The organism is Spiroplasma endosymbiont of Acasis viretata (genome assembly GCF_964031275.1).
GTDB classification, from domain to species: domain Bacteria; phylum Bacillota_I; class Bacilli_A; order Mycoplasmatales; family VBWQ01; genus Spiroplasma_E; species Spiroplasma_E ixodetis_A.
Genome location: NZ_OZ035019.1, coordinates 1,085,019 through 1,101,080 on the forward strand (window position 1 = coordinate 1,085,019; position 16,062 = coordinate 1,101,080).

Genomic DNA, 16,062 nt, shown 5'->3' on the forward strand with positions numbered 1-16,062 from the left:
AATGGTCCAGTAATTAAGGGCCAACCACCAAAAATCAACAAACAATTTTCTTGAAATCAAATAAAAAATGTTATTTTACATTCAGATAACGCCAACGAATTTTATTGTCACGATATCACAAAATGAGCAGAGGATAAACAAATAATTTTAAGCAAAAAACAACCTTATGATATTGGTGGTAATGTATTATCTGAAAACTGATTTTCTCATTTATCTCAAGAATGACTACCTAAAGGATCAAATCAATATTTATCCATCAATGAAGAGACTTGGTGCAAAACATTTAATTTTAATAATTTAACGGTTATTATTAATATCAAAGGTGATAATTATTATGTTAAAAAAATACAAAGATGAACAAGAATTTTATAGTTTAGTGGGAATAAAACTACAAACATTTCAAAAAATGGTTGAAATTTTAAAAAAAGCTGAAGCAATTAAAAAAGCAGTTGGTGGTAAACCTAATAAATTATCAATAGAAAATCGTTTATTAATGACATTAGAATACTGAAAAGAGTATAGTAGTTATAGAGTTATTGCAAAAAGATATAATATTAGTCATACTAGCTGCATTCGTAATATTTTTTGAATTGAAAATACTTTAATAAAAAGTGGAATTTTTAATTTATCTGGCAAAAAAGATTTAATCAAAAATAAAGGAATCAATAATACTTTACTAGCTATTGATGCTACTGAAACTCCAATTGAAAGAATTAAAAAAAAACTAAAATTACTTTTTTCGGGTAAAAACAAACATCATACTCTTAAATCGCAAATAATTATTGATATTTTAAATGGAAAAATTATTTCAACCGCTTTTTGTTTTGGAAGCATTCATGATTTTAAATTACTTTTAAAATCTAAAACTTTTATTCATCCAGAAAAACAAGTTTTTGTTGATTCAGGTTATCAAGGAATACAAAATATTCATAAAAATACATTTTTGCCATTTAAAAAAAGTAAATACAATAAATTAATACCAATTCAAAAAGAATACAATAAAACTTTAAGCAAAATTAGAATTAAAATTGAACACGTATTTGCTAAACTAAAACGTTTTAAAATTTTAACTTTAAAATATCGCAATAAAATACGAAGATTTGCATTAAGATTTAATTTAATAGCAGAAATATATAATTTTGAATTACCTTAGTTTTGCACCAAGTCTAAGCTATAAATGATGTAAATCAATATGTTATGTTTTATAATTATGAAAGAATACATTCTAAATTTCTAAAACCACCAATTTTACAAATTAAAATTTAGAATTTTATATCAAAAATGGTCCAGTAATTAAGGGCCAACCACCGCCAACCACCGGCCAACCACCGGCCAACCACCGTACATCAATCTCAATTTTACCTTGTTGAGTTATTAATTTTTTTGAACTTGTACCATTACGAGCATTTTCAGTAGTACTATGTTGATTTTTTTCATATCCTAAATAATTTTGCATTTCAGAATTCAACATTTTTTCAACTAATCTTTTTGTTAATTCTTTATATAAACCGCCAGGTTTAAAAACTGTTGTTAAATCTTCAGTATTTTCTAGTAATAAATCTACTGCTTTTGATATTGGATCATTATTATTAAAGTTATCTTTTTTAGCCATCTATAACTTACTCTTTCTAGTCATTTAATTATATTTACTAGAATTAATTAAACATAGTTATTTTTGTAAGTTACACAGATTACTAAACATTTCCGTAAAGAATTTATTGATTTTTCAGTAGGTATTGATGATATTAAATTGGAAAATAATGAAATTTTTCAACTTGAATTAAAATAAAAGTTTTTTATAATTCTTTAATCTTGGCATTGATTAATTTTTTTTGATTTTGATACTTTTCTAATTTCTGCTTTTCTATTTCAACTTTTGTTGGTGGTGCCTTTGCTAAAAATTGTTGGTTATTTAAAATATCTTTACTACGTTTTATTTCATTTTCAATATAAACTAATTCCCCTTTTAATTTTGCTAATTGTTCTTCTTTATTAAATAAATTTGAAACATTAATTTCTATTACTGCTGAATTAATAATTTTAATTATTTTATTATTAACAGACAACGGACTATCACTAATAGTAACAATTTGACTATTAGTTAATTGTAATAAATAAGGATTTAAAGTATTTTTTTCTACTTCAAAAAAAGAATTAGTCGTATTGATATGAATAGTTAACGGTAATTTTAAAGATAAATTAAGTTCTTTACGAATTTCTCGAATATTACCAATAATTTCAATTAATATTTCAACAAATTGTGTTACAACTTTTGTTTTTTCCATAACTTTAACTTTAGGAAACTTATTTGTTAAAATGCTATTTTTATACCCCATTTCTTCATAAATTGCTTCTGTAATAAAGGGAATAAAGGGATGAACCATAATAATAATTTGCTGTAAAACATAATATAATGTTTGTAATGAGTTACTTTGTTGCTCTTGATTTTGTAAATTAACTTTATTTAATTCAATATATCAAGAACAATATTTATTTCATATAAAATTTGATAGTGCTTTAACTACTAAAACAAATTCATATTTTTCCATATATTGCTCTACATAAATAATCAATTGATTAAGTTCTTGTAAAATTCATTGATCAATAAATGATAACGAATTATTATAGACAATATTTTCATCCAATTGAAACTTATCATCAATATTCATTAGCACATAACGTGCAGCGTTTCATAACTTATTATTGAAATTTCAAGCTGACTCAACTTTAGTAATACTAAATCTTAAATCTTGACCGGGAGCACAATTGCTAACTAAAAAGTAACGTAAAGCATCCGCACCATACTTTTTAATAACTTCCATTGGATCAATTCCATTATTTAATGATTTTGACATTTTTCTACCTTGTTCATCACGAATTAAACCATGAATTAAAACATTAGTAAATGGTTTTTGATTAGTAAATTTTCAACCCATAAACATCATTCGTGCAACTCAAAAAAATAAAATATCATAAGCAGTAACTAATACTGATATTGGATAATATTTTTGCAAATCAACATATTTTTGTGGTCAACCCAAGGTTACAAAAGGTCATAAACCGCTAGAAAATCATGTATCTAATACGTCTGATTCTTGAATATAATCGTTAATTGGTGATGGTGGGTTAGTATCAACATAAATTTTCTTAGTTTTTTTATGATATCAAACCGGAAGCGAATGACCCCATCACAATTGACGGGAAATACATCAATCTTGAATATTATTTAATCACTGCAAAAGTTGTTGTTCAAATAATATTGGATGAAAATCAATCTTTGTTTTCTTATTTTTTTGTTTATCAATAATCATTTCAACTAATGGTTTCATTTTTATGAATCATTGTTGTGATAAATATGGTTCAATAATAGCGTTACTTCTTTCTGAATAACCAACTTGATGAAGATGGTCTTCAACCTTTACAACTAAATTTTCTTTTCTTAATTGTTCAACTAATTGTTTACGACATACCATTCGATCTTGATTAATATATGATTGTGCTAATTCATTCATAGTTCCATCAACATTCATACAAATAGGCATTGCTAAATTGTGACGTAATGCAATTTCATAGTCATTAGCATCATGAGCCGGTGTACATTTCATAGCACCCGTTCCAAAATTCATATCAACATAATCATCAGCAATGACTTTAATTAACATTTTATTAGCCGGATTAATAACCATTTTACCAATAAATTGTAAATAACGTTTATCTTTACTATTTACAACTATACACTGATCAGCAAACATTGTTTCTGGTCTGGTAGTAGCAATAGTAATAAATTCACTACTATTTTCTATAAAATATTTTAAATAATACATTTTTCCTTTTGTTTCATGATAATTTACTTCAATATTAGAAATAGCGGTTTTTAATTCTGGATCTCAATTTACTATCTTTTTTCCTCTATAAACTAAACCTTCTTTATATAACTTTACAAATACTTCATTAACTGCTTGTTTAACATTTTCATCTAAAGTAAATACTTCATGCGAATAATCTAATGCTAAACCAAGTTTTGCTCACTGTTTTCTTATGTTTTGTGCATATTCTGTTTTTCATTTTCATGCTTGTTGTAAAAATTTATCTTTACCTAATTCTTGCAAATTAAGTTTTTGTTCTTCTTTAATACGTTGTGCAACTTTAACTTGTGTGGCAATGCCAGCATGATCCATACCGGGTATAAATAAAGTATTAAATCCTTGTAAACGTTTATAACGAATTAATAAATCTTGGATAGTACTATCTCAAGCATGACCTAAATGTAAAAGTCCGGTTACATTGGGTGGTGGTAAGATAATAGAAAATGTAGGATTAATAGAACTAACATTTGCCTTAAATAATCCAGATTTTACTCATTGTTGATAACGATCCTTTTCAATTTCAATATGATTATATTTTTTGTTTAAATTTCTATTCATTTGTTATACTCCTTTTTAAAATAAAAAAACATTCCACAAATAGGAACGTTTTTTAACGCGGTACCATCCTAATTCATTTACAAAGTAAATGCACTTAATTATTATTTAAATTACTAATAATATAAGTTACCTTCAAATTAAACTTGCTTAGTTTACAGCAACCACTAAGTCTCTAAATTACCATTTAATTTTACTCTTTTATATTTTAAATTAATTATGTATTTTATTTTACATTGTTAATTTTAAAAAACAAGACATTTGAGAAAAGAAAAAAGGTGGTTGGTGGTTGGCCCTTAATTACTGGACCATTTTTGATATAAAATTCTAAATTTTAATTTGTAAAATTGGTGGTTTTAGAAATTTAGAATGTATTCTTTCATAATTATAAAACATAACATATTGATTTACATCATTTATAGCTTCATTGATGGATAAATATTGATTTGATCCTTTAGGTAGTCATTCTTGAGATAAATGAGAAAATCAGTTTTCAGATAATACATTACCACCAATATCATAAGGTTGTTTTTTGCTTAAAATTATTTGTTTATCCTCTGCTCATTTTGTGATATCTTGACAATAAAATTCGTTGGCGTTATCTGAATGTAAAATAACATTTTTTACTTGATTTCAAGAAAATTGTTTGTTGATTTTTTCAAGAGCAGGAAGAATTAAATCCTGATATGATTTATTAGGAGCAATATTATAACTAACAACATTATTTGAATAAAAATCAATAATTACAAAAAGATATAATCATCCTTCTTTAGTATTTATTTGTTTAGTGTCCATTGATCAAATTTGATTTGAAGAGGTTGTACTTTTATAATCTTTGTTTACTTTATCCATTGTAGGTATTCACTTATTTGGATTTTTTTTGTTTTTAGGATAGTTATTTTTAGTTTGTTTTAATCCTTGAATATTGTGTTCTTTCATAATTTTTCGCATTTGTTTTATTGATAATTCTATATTTAAAATGATATTTTTTTCTTGTTTTAATCACTCTTTAAAAGCTGAAAAAATTCTTAAATATCCATAAATTCTGCCTTTTCTTGTAGAATGAAATTCGATTAAAAGTTGGCATATTTTTTGATATTTATGATTGCATTTAATAATATGATTTTCTTCTTTTTTAATAGGTTTTTGTTTATTTTTTAAAAAGTAATATGTTGATCTGTTTAATTGAAGATATTGACATAGGTTTCTAATTGAATATTGATTTTTACAATCATCAATAATTTTAATTTTTTCTTTGATATTTAATTTGTTAATTACTAATGCTATTTGTTTAATTTTATCCAGGTGGTTGGCCCTTAATTACTGGACCATTTTTGATATAAAATTCTAAATTTTAATTTGTAAAATTGGTGGTTTTAGAAATTTAGAATGTATTCTTTCATAATTATAAAACATAACATATTGATTTACATCATTTATAGCTTCATTGATGGATAAATATTGATTTGATCCTTTAGGTAGTCATTCTTGAGATAAATGAGAAAATCAGTTTTCAGATAATACATTACCACCAATATCATAAGGTTGTTTTTTGCTTAAAATTATTTGTTTATCCTCTGCTCATTTTGTGATATCTTGACAATAAAATTCGTTGGCGTTATCTGAATGTAAAATAACATTTTTTATTTGATTTCAAGAAAATTGTTTGTTGATTTTTTCAAGAGCAGGAAGAATTAAATCCTGATATGATTTATTAGAAGCAATATTATAACTAACAACATTATTTGAATAAAAATCAATAATTACAAAAAGATATAATCATCCTTCTTTAGTATTTATTTGTTTAGTGTCCATTGATCAAATTTGATTTGAAGAGGTTGTACTTTTATAATCTTTGTTTACTTTATCCATTGTAGGTATTCACTTATTTGGATTTTTTTTGTTTTTAGGATAGTTATTTTTAGTTTGTTTTAATCCTTGAATATTGTGTTCTTTCATAATTTTTCGCATTTGTTTTATTGATAATTCTATATTTAAAATGATATTTTTTTCTTGTTTTAATCACTCTTTAAAAGCTGAAAAAATTCTTAAATATCCATAAATTCTGCCTTTTCTTGTAGAATGAAATTCGATTAAAAGTTGGCATATTTTTTGATATTTATGATTGCATTTAATAATATGATTTTCTTCTTTTTTAATAGGTTTTTGTTTATTTTTTAAAAAGTAATATGTTGATCTGTTTAATTGAAGATATTGACATAGGTTTCTAATTGAATATTGATTTTTACAATCATCAATAATTTTAATTTTTTCTTTGATATTTAATTTGTTAATTACTAATGCTATTTGTTTAATTTTATCCATTAATAAAAATCCTTTCAGGTTAAAATTAGTGTTAATTATATAACACAATTGTTTTTAGAATACATTCAGGTTTTTTAAATTAATGGTCTAGTAAAAAGGGCTAAGTGGCAAGTGGCAAGTGGCAAGTGGCATTTAACTTATCCTTTTCTAAAATAAGTGTAGAATCATAATTTAAATTACCATCATTATCAACAAAAAAACTTCTCTAGCATTAATATCATTGCTCAACTTATAATTAGCATGATTTGTATCATAACTGTAAAATTTTTGATCTAAATCTGATTGATTAGTAATTCAATTACTATTTGTTAAATAATTATATTGATTATTAAATAAATGAGTTAAGGGCTCATTTGTTGATTCTTTTTTTGGTAGTAAGGAATTTTTATTAACAACATTATTATCCGTTTTATTACTATCAATATTAATAATGTTACTTGTGAAAAGTAATGATGCTAAAATACTTATTGTAAATATACTTAATATTTTTTTCATAATTTTGCCCTCCTAAGAACCTGTTTAAAATCTTTTCAATAAAATTGAAATAAAGGCAAGAACAACCATTTGTAAGCTAGTATTTATTTTTTTTTCACAATTTTTTCATAATCTTCTGCATTTTTCTAATCATGCAAAACTTCGTTCTACAACTCATCTTTTTGGTAATACTACAAAAGAATGTAATTCATTACGTTTTATAACTTCAACATTTGCATTTATAATTGTTTTAATTTTAGAAGCAAATTTTTCACCAGTATAACCAGCATCTACTAGTATTTTTTGAACTGCAGAAAGATTCTCTTTTTCATTTTCAATCATTATTATAGCACTATTACGATCTGTTTTTTCTGCTGTGGTTATGTAAATTGCATGTGGTAAACCTTGAGAATCAACAGCAATATGACGTTTTATTCCTGAAATCTTTTTACCAGCATCATAACCTTTATTTTTAGTAGTATCTGTATTTTTAAGACTTTGTGAATCAATTATACAAAAACTAGTTTGTTCTTTTCTACCATTATTGATACGAAATGCCTTGACTAATTTTTTTTAAAACTAATTGTAATACACTAGGTTCTTTATCATTATTTTTACTTCAAGCTTGAAAATAATAATATACAATTTGTCATTTTGGAAAATTTTTTGGTAACATTCTTCACTGGCAACCACTTTTTAATACATATAAAACTGCACAAAATACTTCATATAAATCTAAACTTCTTGGTTTAGTTCTCTTTTTAGTATTTTCTAAAATTGATTTTATATTTTCAAATTGCTCTTTGCTAACATTACTAGGATAATTTTTACACATATATACCTCTTATTTTAAAATATATAATCATTTTATCCTATTCTCTAAAAGATTTTAAACAGGTTCTAAAAGATTTTAAACAGGTTCTAAGAAATAGAATGACAAAATGGTTTAATATTTGATTTAACTTCATCATAAATTGAATCGGTATTTATTTTTTCATATATAGGTTGTTCTTCTACTTTTTTTGTAATATTTGATAGTTTAATTTCATTAATTTCTTCCGTCGTTACTTTCATATTATTTTCACTTGTTTTATTTCTTGGTGGTAATTGTGGAGGAACATTATTACCAACTGAACTCAATGAAGTTGTTTCATCTTTTACATTTTCATAAATAAATTTTTCAAAAATAGCTTTTTCTTTTATTTCTTCATAAATATGATCATCTTGATTAAAATATAAAGGATTATCAATTGAACTATTTTGATAATTTAATAACATTTTAATAGTATTAAATAAAAAAATTTTATCTTCTTCTTATAAAAAAATAAAAAAATTTTAAAACAATCATGCTTTTTTTATTTTTTTATTATTTCTTAATTTCTTTTTTAATTCCAAAATGATTTTATTAGTTCTGGTGTTATTACTATTTTTATATATTTACTTAAACTTATTTTTTAAAATTCTTTCAAAAAATAAAAATTTCTTATAATAAAGGTATGTCAAAATTTTTAATGTCCGTATTTATTTAGTTATTTAAAATTTAATTATTATAAAAGTTTAATTATAACTAAAAATAAAAAAATCATTACTTTTACCATCCTCTAAAATCACACCAGTAATTATAATAATTGTATATTAAATACAATAAAAATAAAACGATAAATATGAATTTATTTTCTAAAATATAATAGAATTTTTTTAAAATTTTTTAAACAGAGTTATTAAAATAAATCTATTATTAAAAAGGGATTTTTATATTATCCATGTGGTTCAAATGTCGGATGAGGTACACTTTCTACTTTAGAATTAATAATATTTTTATTTCAAGGAATTATTTTATAAAATACATAAGCACAAATAAAATCAGCTGATTTACTTAAACACGAAATCATAATTACCATTTTAATACTTAAGTCAGTTCACTGCAATAAAGCAAAAGTAATAAAAATATCAATAAATCAAATTAAAAATAGATCAGCAATACTAATAATTAAAATATAGCCACCAGCATAAAGAAAACTAAATAATGGTTGCATCATATTAATGAAAAAATAAGTTACTGCTGAAAAAGCCATATATCAAACTGCAAGTTTCATAGCATTATTAGATAAATTTGGAAATAATACTTTTGGAACTCAAAAAGCACTACCCAAAATAATTAAAGCAATAACAGTTGAAATAGCAAAACTCAATTTTAATATCTTCTTAGCATTTTCTTTAGCCAGTACTAGTTCTCCTAAACCTAACTTGCTACCAACAGCATAGCCAACTAAAGCATTATATCCCCTAAAAGTAGAATAAAAAATAGCAACAACACTACCAACAATTTGCACAGCGGCAACAACTTCAGTATCACCAAAATGAGAATATAAAGCTGTTAACATTACTACTGAAACACCAAATAATACTTGACTAGCAAATAAAGGAATAAAAGTAATAATATATTTTTTATGTAAATCTTTTGTAAATTTAAAAATATTTCAATTAGGAGCATAAATTGGTTTTTTATAAATTAAATAACCTAACAATATAAAACATTCTACTGCTCTTGAAATAATTAAACTTATTGCTAATCCTTCAATGCCTAATTGTGGTCCCCCATTATATGGTAATGATAAAATACAAACTAAAAATGTATTTAAGAGTAATGAACAAATAGAAGTTATCAATGGTGTTTTAACGTTACCACATGTATTCATAGTAATTGACATAATAAAAGCAAAACCTAATAATGGGTAATTTCAAGCAATTAATTTACTATATTCTTCAGCAATACCAATAGCATTTTGATCAGAATTATCTTCAGCACCAAGAATTATTCCCATAATTTGTTTACTAAATAATTCTAATATTACAACAAAAAATATTGAAAAAATTAAAGTATAAAATAATTTTATATTAGTAGTTTCTTGAATTTTCTTCTTATCTTTAATACCTAAATATTGAGCAGTAAAAATATTACCAGTAGCAACAATAGCAAAAAAGATATATCAAACCATATCATAAATATTACTTGATGATGCAACTCCGGCAATAGCATCATCATTTCCAAATTGACCAACCACAAAATTATTCATTAAGTTTATTAATGTTTCAATTAAAGATTGTGCACAAATTGGAATCATAAATAATAATGCCATTTTATAAAAGCTTAAATTATCTTTGTTTAACATTTTCATATCATCTCACCCAATTTAAAATTTAATATAATAAAAAAATATATTAATGTTATTATTTAATATTTTGTTATATTTTTAACGAATAATTGCTTGAAATTTTTTCTTTAATATTTCTTGAATATTACTTATTTGTCCACTTACTTTTGTTTCATCTAATTGTTCTTCTTGACTATTAAATTTCAAATTAAAAGTTAATGAGTGTTGATGTTGTGATTTTAATTTTTCATCATTATAAAAATCTACCAAAGATATTTGTTCTAAAAAATCAATATTTGCAAACATTATAGCATTTTTTACATCAGAAAATTGAATATCGCTATTAACAATAATTGATATATCACGACTTAAAGTATTAAATTTTGATCAAAGCTTAAATTTAGAAACTACTTTTTGTTGTTCTTCTATGATTTTAACTAACTTACTACAATTAATTTCTGCTAAGAATATTTTTTCAACATTCATTATTTTTTCAGTTTGTGGATGCAGTGCGCCAATAGTAGCAATATGTTCTTGCTCATAAAAAATATCTGCGCTTAAATACGGATGCATTAAAGAATTATTATTATTTTTATAAACAATAGAGTTAAATAAATTTGGCATAACTTTTGCTAAAAAACCATCTAAAAAACCTTTAATAAAATAATAAGTACTATTAGTAATTTTATTAGCATTAATTTTTGGTCAAAAATTATCCATAATCATAAAAGCTAAATGATGATTATCATCAGTTTCATCACCTGTATAAACAGTTTCATCAGTAAAAATTTTTAATTGTGTTTCTTTACGTGCATAATTATATTGACAAATTCTTAATAAACTATCTGTCAAACTAAAACGCATAACTTCTCTTGTTAATGTCAACGGTGCTTCTAATTTTACAGGTATTTTATATTTAAAAAAATTAAAATCATTTAATCTCTGCATACTTGTTAAACTATATGTTTTTACTTGATTAAAACCATAACTTGTTAAATGTTGTCTTCATTTCATCATTAAATTTTCCAATGCTGTTGGTGACTTAAATGATACATTAAATTGTGGTTTAATAACTGGTAATTTATCATATCCAAATACTCTGGCAACTTCTTCACTAAAATCATTAGCGTTATTTAAATCACTACGATGATTAGGAACTGTTACTTTTAAAATTTCTTGATTTTTTGCATCAATTTCAATTTGACAACCAATAATAGTCAAATAATTAATTATTTCATTAACCTCAAATTTTGTACCTAAAATTTTATTAATAAAATTAAAATTAAAGTTAATCACTTTTGTTTTAACTTGATAAGGAACATCATTACTAAAACCGGTAATTTCATATTTAACTTGCAATTGTCCTAAAATAAACAAATAACGTTGTAAAGCAATTAAATAATAGTCAGGAACAACTGGTCTTGTTAAACGTTCTAATAATGTATTAATAAGAGCACCATGTCGTTTTGCTTGTTTACTCATTAAGGTAACATCAGGATTAATTGAAAATATAAAAACTTCTTTGGAACTTGGTTTAACTTCATATTCAATATTATGACTAACTCCTAAAACACTAAAAGCCAAATATTTATCGTGTAATAAAATATCGCCCTCTTTAATTTGCAAATTACCTTCTGGGTATGATTTAGGCGAAATATTTAAAGATGGTTTTTTTAAAACATCAGCACTAAAAGTAATTAAGGGTTGACCCAATTCTAACATTACTAAATGAATAATATCTTCTGATAAAGTTTTGGGTACAATATTTGCAAGTTGTAGTGTTCTTCTAATTCAAATTGGTGTTATTACAGATTTATCATCAAATTCAATCTTTAATGTTGCTAAAGCTTGAATTTTACCATTAAGAACGCTAACTTGACTTTTATTATCAAATTTTCCTATACTACTAACTTCCATGTTTTTTAAAGGAATTTTAAAATACCCGCTTAATTCTCTAGCAATACTATAAATCCCCAAACAATCACTACGATTTACTGTTAAATCAATAAAAAAAATTGTATCATCTAAATTTAAATATTGTAACGGATTAATATTACCAATCATTGCATCATCTGGTAAATGAATAATACCACTTAATTCTTCTTTATTCTGAACAATACCGCTTAATCCTAATTCTGTTAATGAACAAAGCATTCCTGAAGAAACAACATCTTGAATTGTTCTTTCAACAATAGTAAGACCATTACCTAAAACACTTCCTATCCTTGCTACAACAACTTTAATACCAATAACTACATTTGGTGCACCAGAAACTATAGTTAACATTTCAGTACCTACTGTTACTTCACAAATATTTAATTTATTCGATTTAGGATGTTTGGTAATTTTAGTAATTTGACCAACAACTAAGTTTGTATTACTAAACATTAAATTTTTTACTTGATCAACCTCAAAACCTAAACTATTTAAAGCATCAACGATTTCATAATCTTTAATGCTATTAATATTCAATCACTGCGAAATGATTTTACGTGAAACTATCATTTTATTTTATACTCCTTTTAATTTTTAAAATTGTTTTAAGAATCGAAAATCATTATTATAAAATAATCTGATATCGTCAATGCCATATTTAATCATAGTAATTCTTTCAATGCCTACACCAAAGGCAAAACCTGCTGTTGTTTCATCTAAACCAGCAGCAATAAAAACATTTGGATGAATCATACCAGCACCCAAAACTTCAATTCAACCAGTATACTTACATAATGAACAACCTTCTGTATTACATTTTGGGCAACTTACATCTACTTCAACTGAAGGCTCCGTAAATGGGAAATAACTAGGACGTAATCTTGTTTTAGTTTCCATACCAAAAAATTGCTGACAAAAATAATTTAATGTTCATTTTAAATTTGCAAAAGTAATGTTAGAACCAACTAAAAACCCATCAACTTGCATAAATTGATGAGAATGAGTAACATCATCATCATCTTTTCGATAAACATTTCCTAAACTAATAATAGCCGTGGTTTCTTTTGAATTTTTATCTTGCTCGCTAAGAATGCGTGCAGTCATATTTGTAGCGTGTGTTCTTAATAATCAACGATTAAGTTTGTCATTATTATTTTCAAGATAAAAAGTATCTTGCATATCTCTTGCTGGATGATCAAATGGTAAATTTAAGCGATTAAAATTATATTCTTCATTTTCTACTTCATTACCACTAATGATTTGATAACCCAAATTTTTAAAAATTTCAGATATTTCGGTAACAGTTTTTAATAGAGGATTGATGTGACCAATATTAAAATCAATACCCGGTAGTGTTAAATCAATTTCTGAAGATTTAAGACGCTTATTAATGTTATCTTTCTCAATTTCATTAAATTTTTTTATTATATATTCATTAATTTCTTTTTTTAATTTATTAGCTGCTTGACCAATTTCAATTCTAAAATTATGAGGAAACTTTTCTAAAGATTTTAATATATTATTAATATCCGAATTTTTACCTAAATATTGTGATTTTAAAACTTGCAATTTATGTAAATCAGCAACTTCATCAATATTATTAAATGCTTGCTGTCTAATAATTTCTAATCTTTTTTTTAAATCGTTAACCGCTAACATTCTATTCCTCCATTAATTTGTTAATATGTATAATTAAATTTTTATAATTCAAAATAAGTATAATTTATTTTAATATATTACTAGATATATTACTAGTAAATAAGCAATACGTTACTATTGCTATACTTGTTGCTAAATTTAATGATTCAACATTAAAAGAAGTTGGAATAAAAATATTACTATTAATTTTATCTTTATACTTTTTATTAATGCCTTGTCCTTCATTGCCAAATAAAAAAGCATTCTTTTGCTTAAAGGTAATTTCAGATAAATTAGTACTATTATCTTCATGTAGAAATGTACCATAAATCATATAATTTGCATTTTTTACTTTTAATAAAAATTGATCAAAATTTTCATAATACACATTAGTATAAAAAATAGCTCCTTGACTTGCACTAATTACTTTGTGATTATATAAATCAACGCTTTCATTCGATAAATATACTTCAGAAATATTAAAAGCAGTAACACTGCGTAAAATATTTCCTAAATTACCTGGATCTTGAATTGTATCAATTAGAATAATATGAGAAGAATAAAAATAATTTAAAGGTTTAACAATATTACAAACGCCAATTATTGGTTGTGGTGTTTTTTGTTGTGAAATTTTTTTAATAATCATACTATTTACAACAATAACTTCAATATTATTACAATCTTTTAATAAATTTGCATATTTGTCTAAATACTTCTCATCAACATATACTGCAAGTAATCTTTTTTTTAATAATGCAATACTAATTAAATGTTCTCCTTCAATTAAAAACTTTTTTTTAACATTGCGATGTTTTCTTTCATGTAATAAAACTAATTCTTGAATTATTGGATTTTTAAGTGAGGTTATTTGTTTCATCCATAACTCCTTGTTTTAATATTTTTTGACAATCTTGAAAATCTGGACAATATTGAGCAACAAAATTTCAAAATGTTTTTTTATGATGAGCATGAATTATATGCGTTAACTCATGAATTATAACATAATCAATTACAGCATAATCAAAATGAATTAATTTATAATTAAGTGTAATGATTTTAGTATTTGGTTGACAAACACCTCATTTATTTAACATCGAACGAATTTTTAGTACTGAAAACTCAATATTCATAATTTCTGATCAATATTGTAAACGACTCATAAAAATATTTTTTGACTCTTCTTTTAAAAATTTTTGAATTTTAATTAATATTTGCTTATCATCTTGAATATTTGTGCATACTACCAAATTATTAAATTCAAAATAAATAATGGTTTTTTTTGAATGATACTTAGTAATTAATTTATATTTTTTACTTAAAAAATAAAGATAACTGTCATTATTATTAATAACAATATTAGGTTTTAATATAATTTTCTTTTTTAAAATTTTAGGTAAACTTTTTAAAATGAAATCTTCAATTAATTTTTCTTGCATAAAAAATGGAGCACTAATAATAATTTGATCATTGCGCACTTTTAAATACATATGTTTTTGTTGTTTATATGTAATAATGTACTCTCATTTTGTATTATTATAATTGAAAATTTTAACATTAGTCATTTTAATCTCCTAAATAAAACGATCACTTATTTCCATTAATAATTTTGTGATTGTCGTAAATGATTTATTTCATTTTTATAAATATAACAAGAAATAATGTCTTCACTATTAAAGTTACATTTTTTACCAATTGTAAAATAAATATTTAATAATTCAAAAAAATCATTACTTGATTTTGATTTAAAAAAAGTTGTAACAAAAGCAAATAAATCAATGAATGCAAGATTAAGATCTTGATAATTTGTTTTTTCTGAAAAACTAAAATTTTGAAAATCAATATTAAGGCTATTACCGATACTAAGAATAAAATGAAGACTATCAATATATTCTTCAAGCATTACTGATTTTTCACTACTTGGTTTTGAACTTCAATATTTAAAACATCTTTGTTCATTTGCAAATTCACCTAATTCAACTAAAAGTGCTAAAAATCTAGAATTTAATGTTTTAATATCGCTAACACCGCGATTAATAATTATTTTTTTATCTAACTCATTTTGAAGTTGGATAATTGTTGAAAATTGTTTTGAATTTAACATAATTAACTCACTT

Annotated in this window: 13 protein-coding genes and 1 pseudogene; 1 reads left to right on the forward strand and 13 read right to left on the reverse strand. The window is 23.7% G+C overall.

All coding sequences use genetic code 4. The features are described from left to right. The first annotated feature begins 334 nt into the window (after positions 1 to 334). Positions 335 to 1,153 (forward strand): IS5 family transposase, encoded by an 819-nt coding sequence (locus AAHM96_RS06070; protein ID WP_342272947.1) that lies wholly within the window; start codon positions 335 to 337, stop codon positions 1,151 to 1,153. A gap of 189 nt (positions 1,154 to 1,342) precedes the next feature. Here the strand turns inward: AAHM96_RS06070 and AAHM96_RS06075 are convergent. The 13 genes and pseudogenes from AAHM96_RS06075 to AAHM96_RS06135 all read right to left on the reverse strand — a co-directional run. Then, positions 1,343 to 1,612: pseudogene (locus AAHM96_RS06075) on the reverse strand (transposase); the annotation flags it as partial. Positions 1,613 to 1,796: 184 nt separating this feature from the next. Further along, positions 1,797 to 4,424 (reverse strand): valine--tRNA ligase, encoded by a 2,628-nt coding sequence (locus AAHM96_RS06080; RefSeq protein WP_342272954.1) that lies wholly within the window; start codon positions 4,422 to 4,424, stop codon positions 1,797 to 1,799. A 324-nt stretch (positions 4,425 to 4,748) separates the two neighbouring features. Further along, the gene (locus AAHM96_RS06085; RefSeq protein ID WP_342265927.1) at positions 4,749 to 5,372 is read right to left on the reverse strand and encodes a DDE-type integrase/transposase/recombinase; all 624 of its coding nucleotides are present in this window, start codon (positions 5,370 to 5,372) and stop codon (positions 4,749 to 4,751) included. Between the two features lie 396 nt (positions 5,373 to 5,768). Then, positions 5,769 to 6,746, reverse strand: coding sequence for an IS3 family transposase (locus tag AAHM96_RS06090; protein ID WP_342272885.1), 978 nt, complete (start codon positions 6,744 to 6,746; stop codon positions 5,769 to 5,771). 171 nt (positions 6,747 to 6,917) lie between these two features. After that, positions 6,918 to 7,241: a hypothetical protein gene (locus AAHM96_RS06095; protein WP_338978137.1), complete on the reverse strand. Its 324-nt coding sequence runs from the start codon at positions 7,239 to 7,241 to the stop codon at positions 6,918 to 6,920. Between the two features lie 24 nt (positions 7,242 to 7,265). Then, positions 7,266 to 8,055 (reverse strand): IS5 family transposase gene (locus AAHM96_RS06100; protein WP_342272955.1). Its coding sequence is split into 2 segments (ribosomal slippage): positions 7,266 to 7,793 and positions 7,795 to 8,055, totalling 789 coding nucleotides; the frame shifts between segments, so codons are not numbered across the junction. An 86-nt stretch (positions 8,056 to 8,141) separates the two neighbouring features. Beyond that, positions 8,142 to 8,498, reverse strand: coding sequence for a hypothetical protein (locus AAHM96_RS06105; protein WP_342272956.1), 357 nt, complete (start codon positions 8,496 to 8,498; stop codon positions 8,142 to 8,144). Between the two features lie 479 nt (positions 8,499 to 8,977). Then, a complete protein-coding gene (locus AAHM96_RS06110) occupies positions 8,978 to 10,393 on the reverse strand; it encodes an MATE family efflux transporter (RefSeq protein ID WP_342272957.1) in 1,416 nt (471 codons plus the stop codon). An 81-nt stretch (positions 10,394 to 10,474) separates the two neighbouring features. Beyond that, positions 10,475 to 12,880: a phenylalanine--tRNA ligase subunit beta gene (pheT, locus tag AAHM96_RS06115; protein ID WP_342272958.1), complete on the reverse strand. Its 2,406-nt coding sequence runs from the start codon at positions 12,878 to 12,880 to the stop codon at positions 10,475 to 10,477. A gap of 24 nt (positions 12,881 to 12,904) precedes the next feature. Beyond that, positions 12,905 to 13,969 carry a phenylalanine--tRNA ligase subunit alpha gene (gene pheS, locus AAHM96_RS06120; RefSeq protein ID WP_338975912.1) on the reverse strand — a complete coding sequence of 355 codons (1,065 nt, stop codon included), beginning with the start codon at positions 13,967 to 13,969 and terminating at the stop codon, positions 12,905 to 12,907. A gap of 64 nt (positions 13,970 to 14,033) precedes the next feature. After that, positions 14,034 to 14,825, reverse strand: coding sequence for a TrmH family RNA methyltransferase (locus AAHM96_RS06125; protein WP_281749159.1), 792 nt, complete (start codon positions 14,823 to 14,825; stop codon positions 14,034 to 14,036). Next, positions 14,803 to 15,510: a SprT family zinc-dependent metalloprotease gene (locus AAHM96_RS06130; RefSeq protein ID WP_342272959.1), complete on the reverse strand. Its 708-nt coding sequence runs from the start codon at positions 15,508 to 15,510 to the stop codon at positions 14,803 to 14,805. The genes AAHM96_RS06125 and AAHM96_RS06130 overlap by 23 nt, the downstream gene beginning before the upstream one ends. 35 nt (positions 15,511 to 15,545) lie before the next feature. Continuing rightward, positions 15,546 to 16,049 carry a dUTP diphosphatase gene (locus AAHM96_RS06135; RefSeq protein WP_338960903.1) on the reverse strand — a complete coding sequence of 168 codons (504 nt, stop codon included), beginning with the start codon at positions 16,047 to 16,049 and terminating at the stop codon, positions 15,546 to 15,548. Between the last annotated feature and the right edge of the window lie 13 nt (positions 16,050 to 16,062).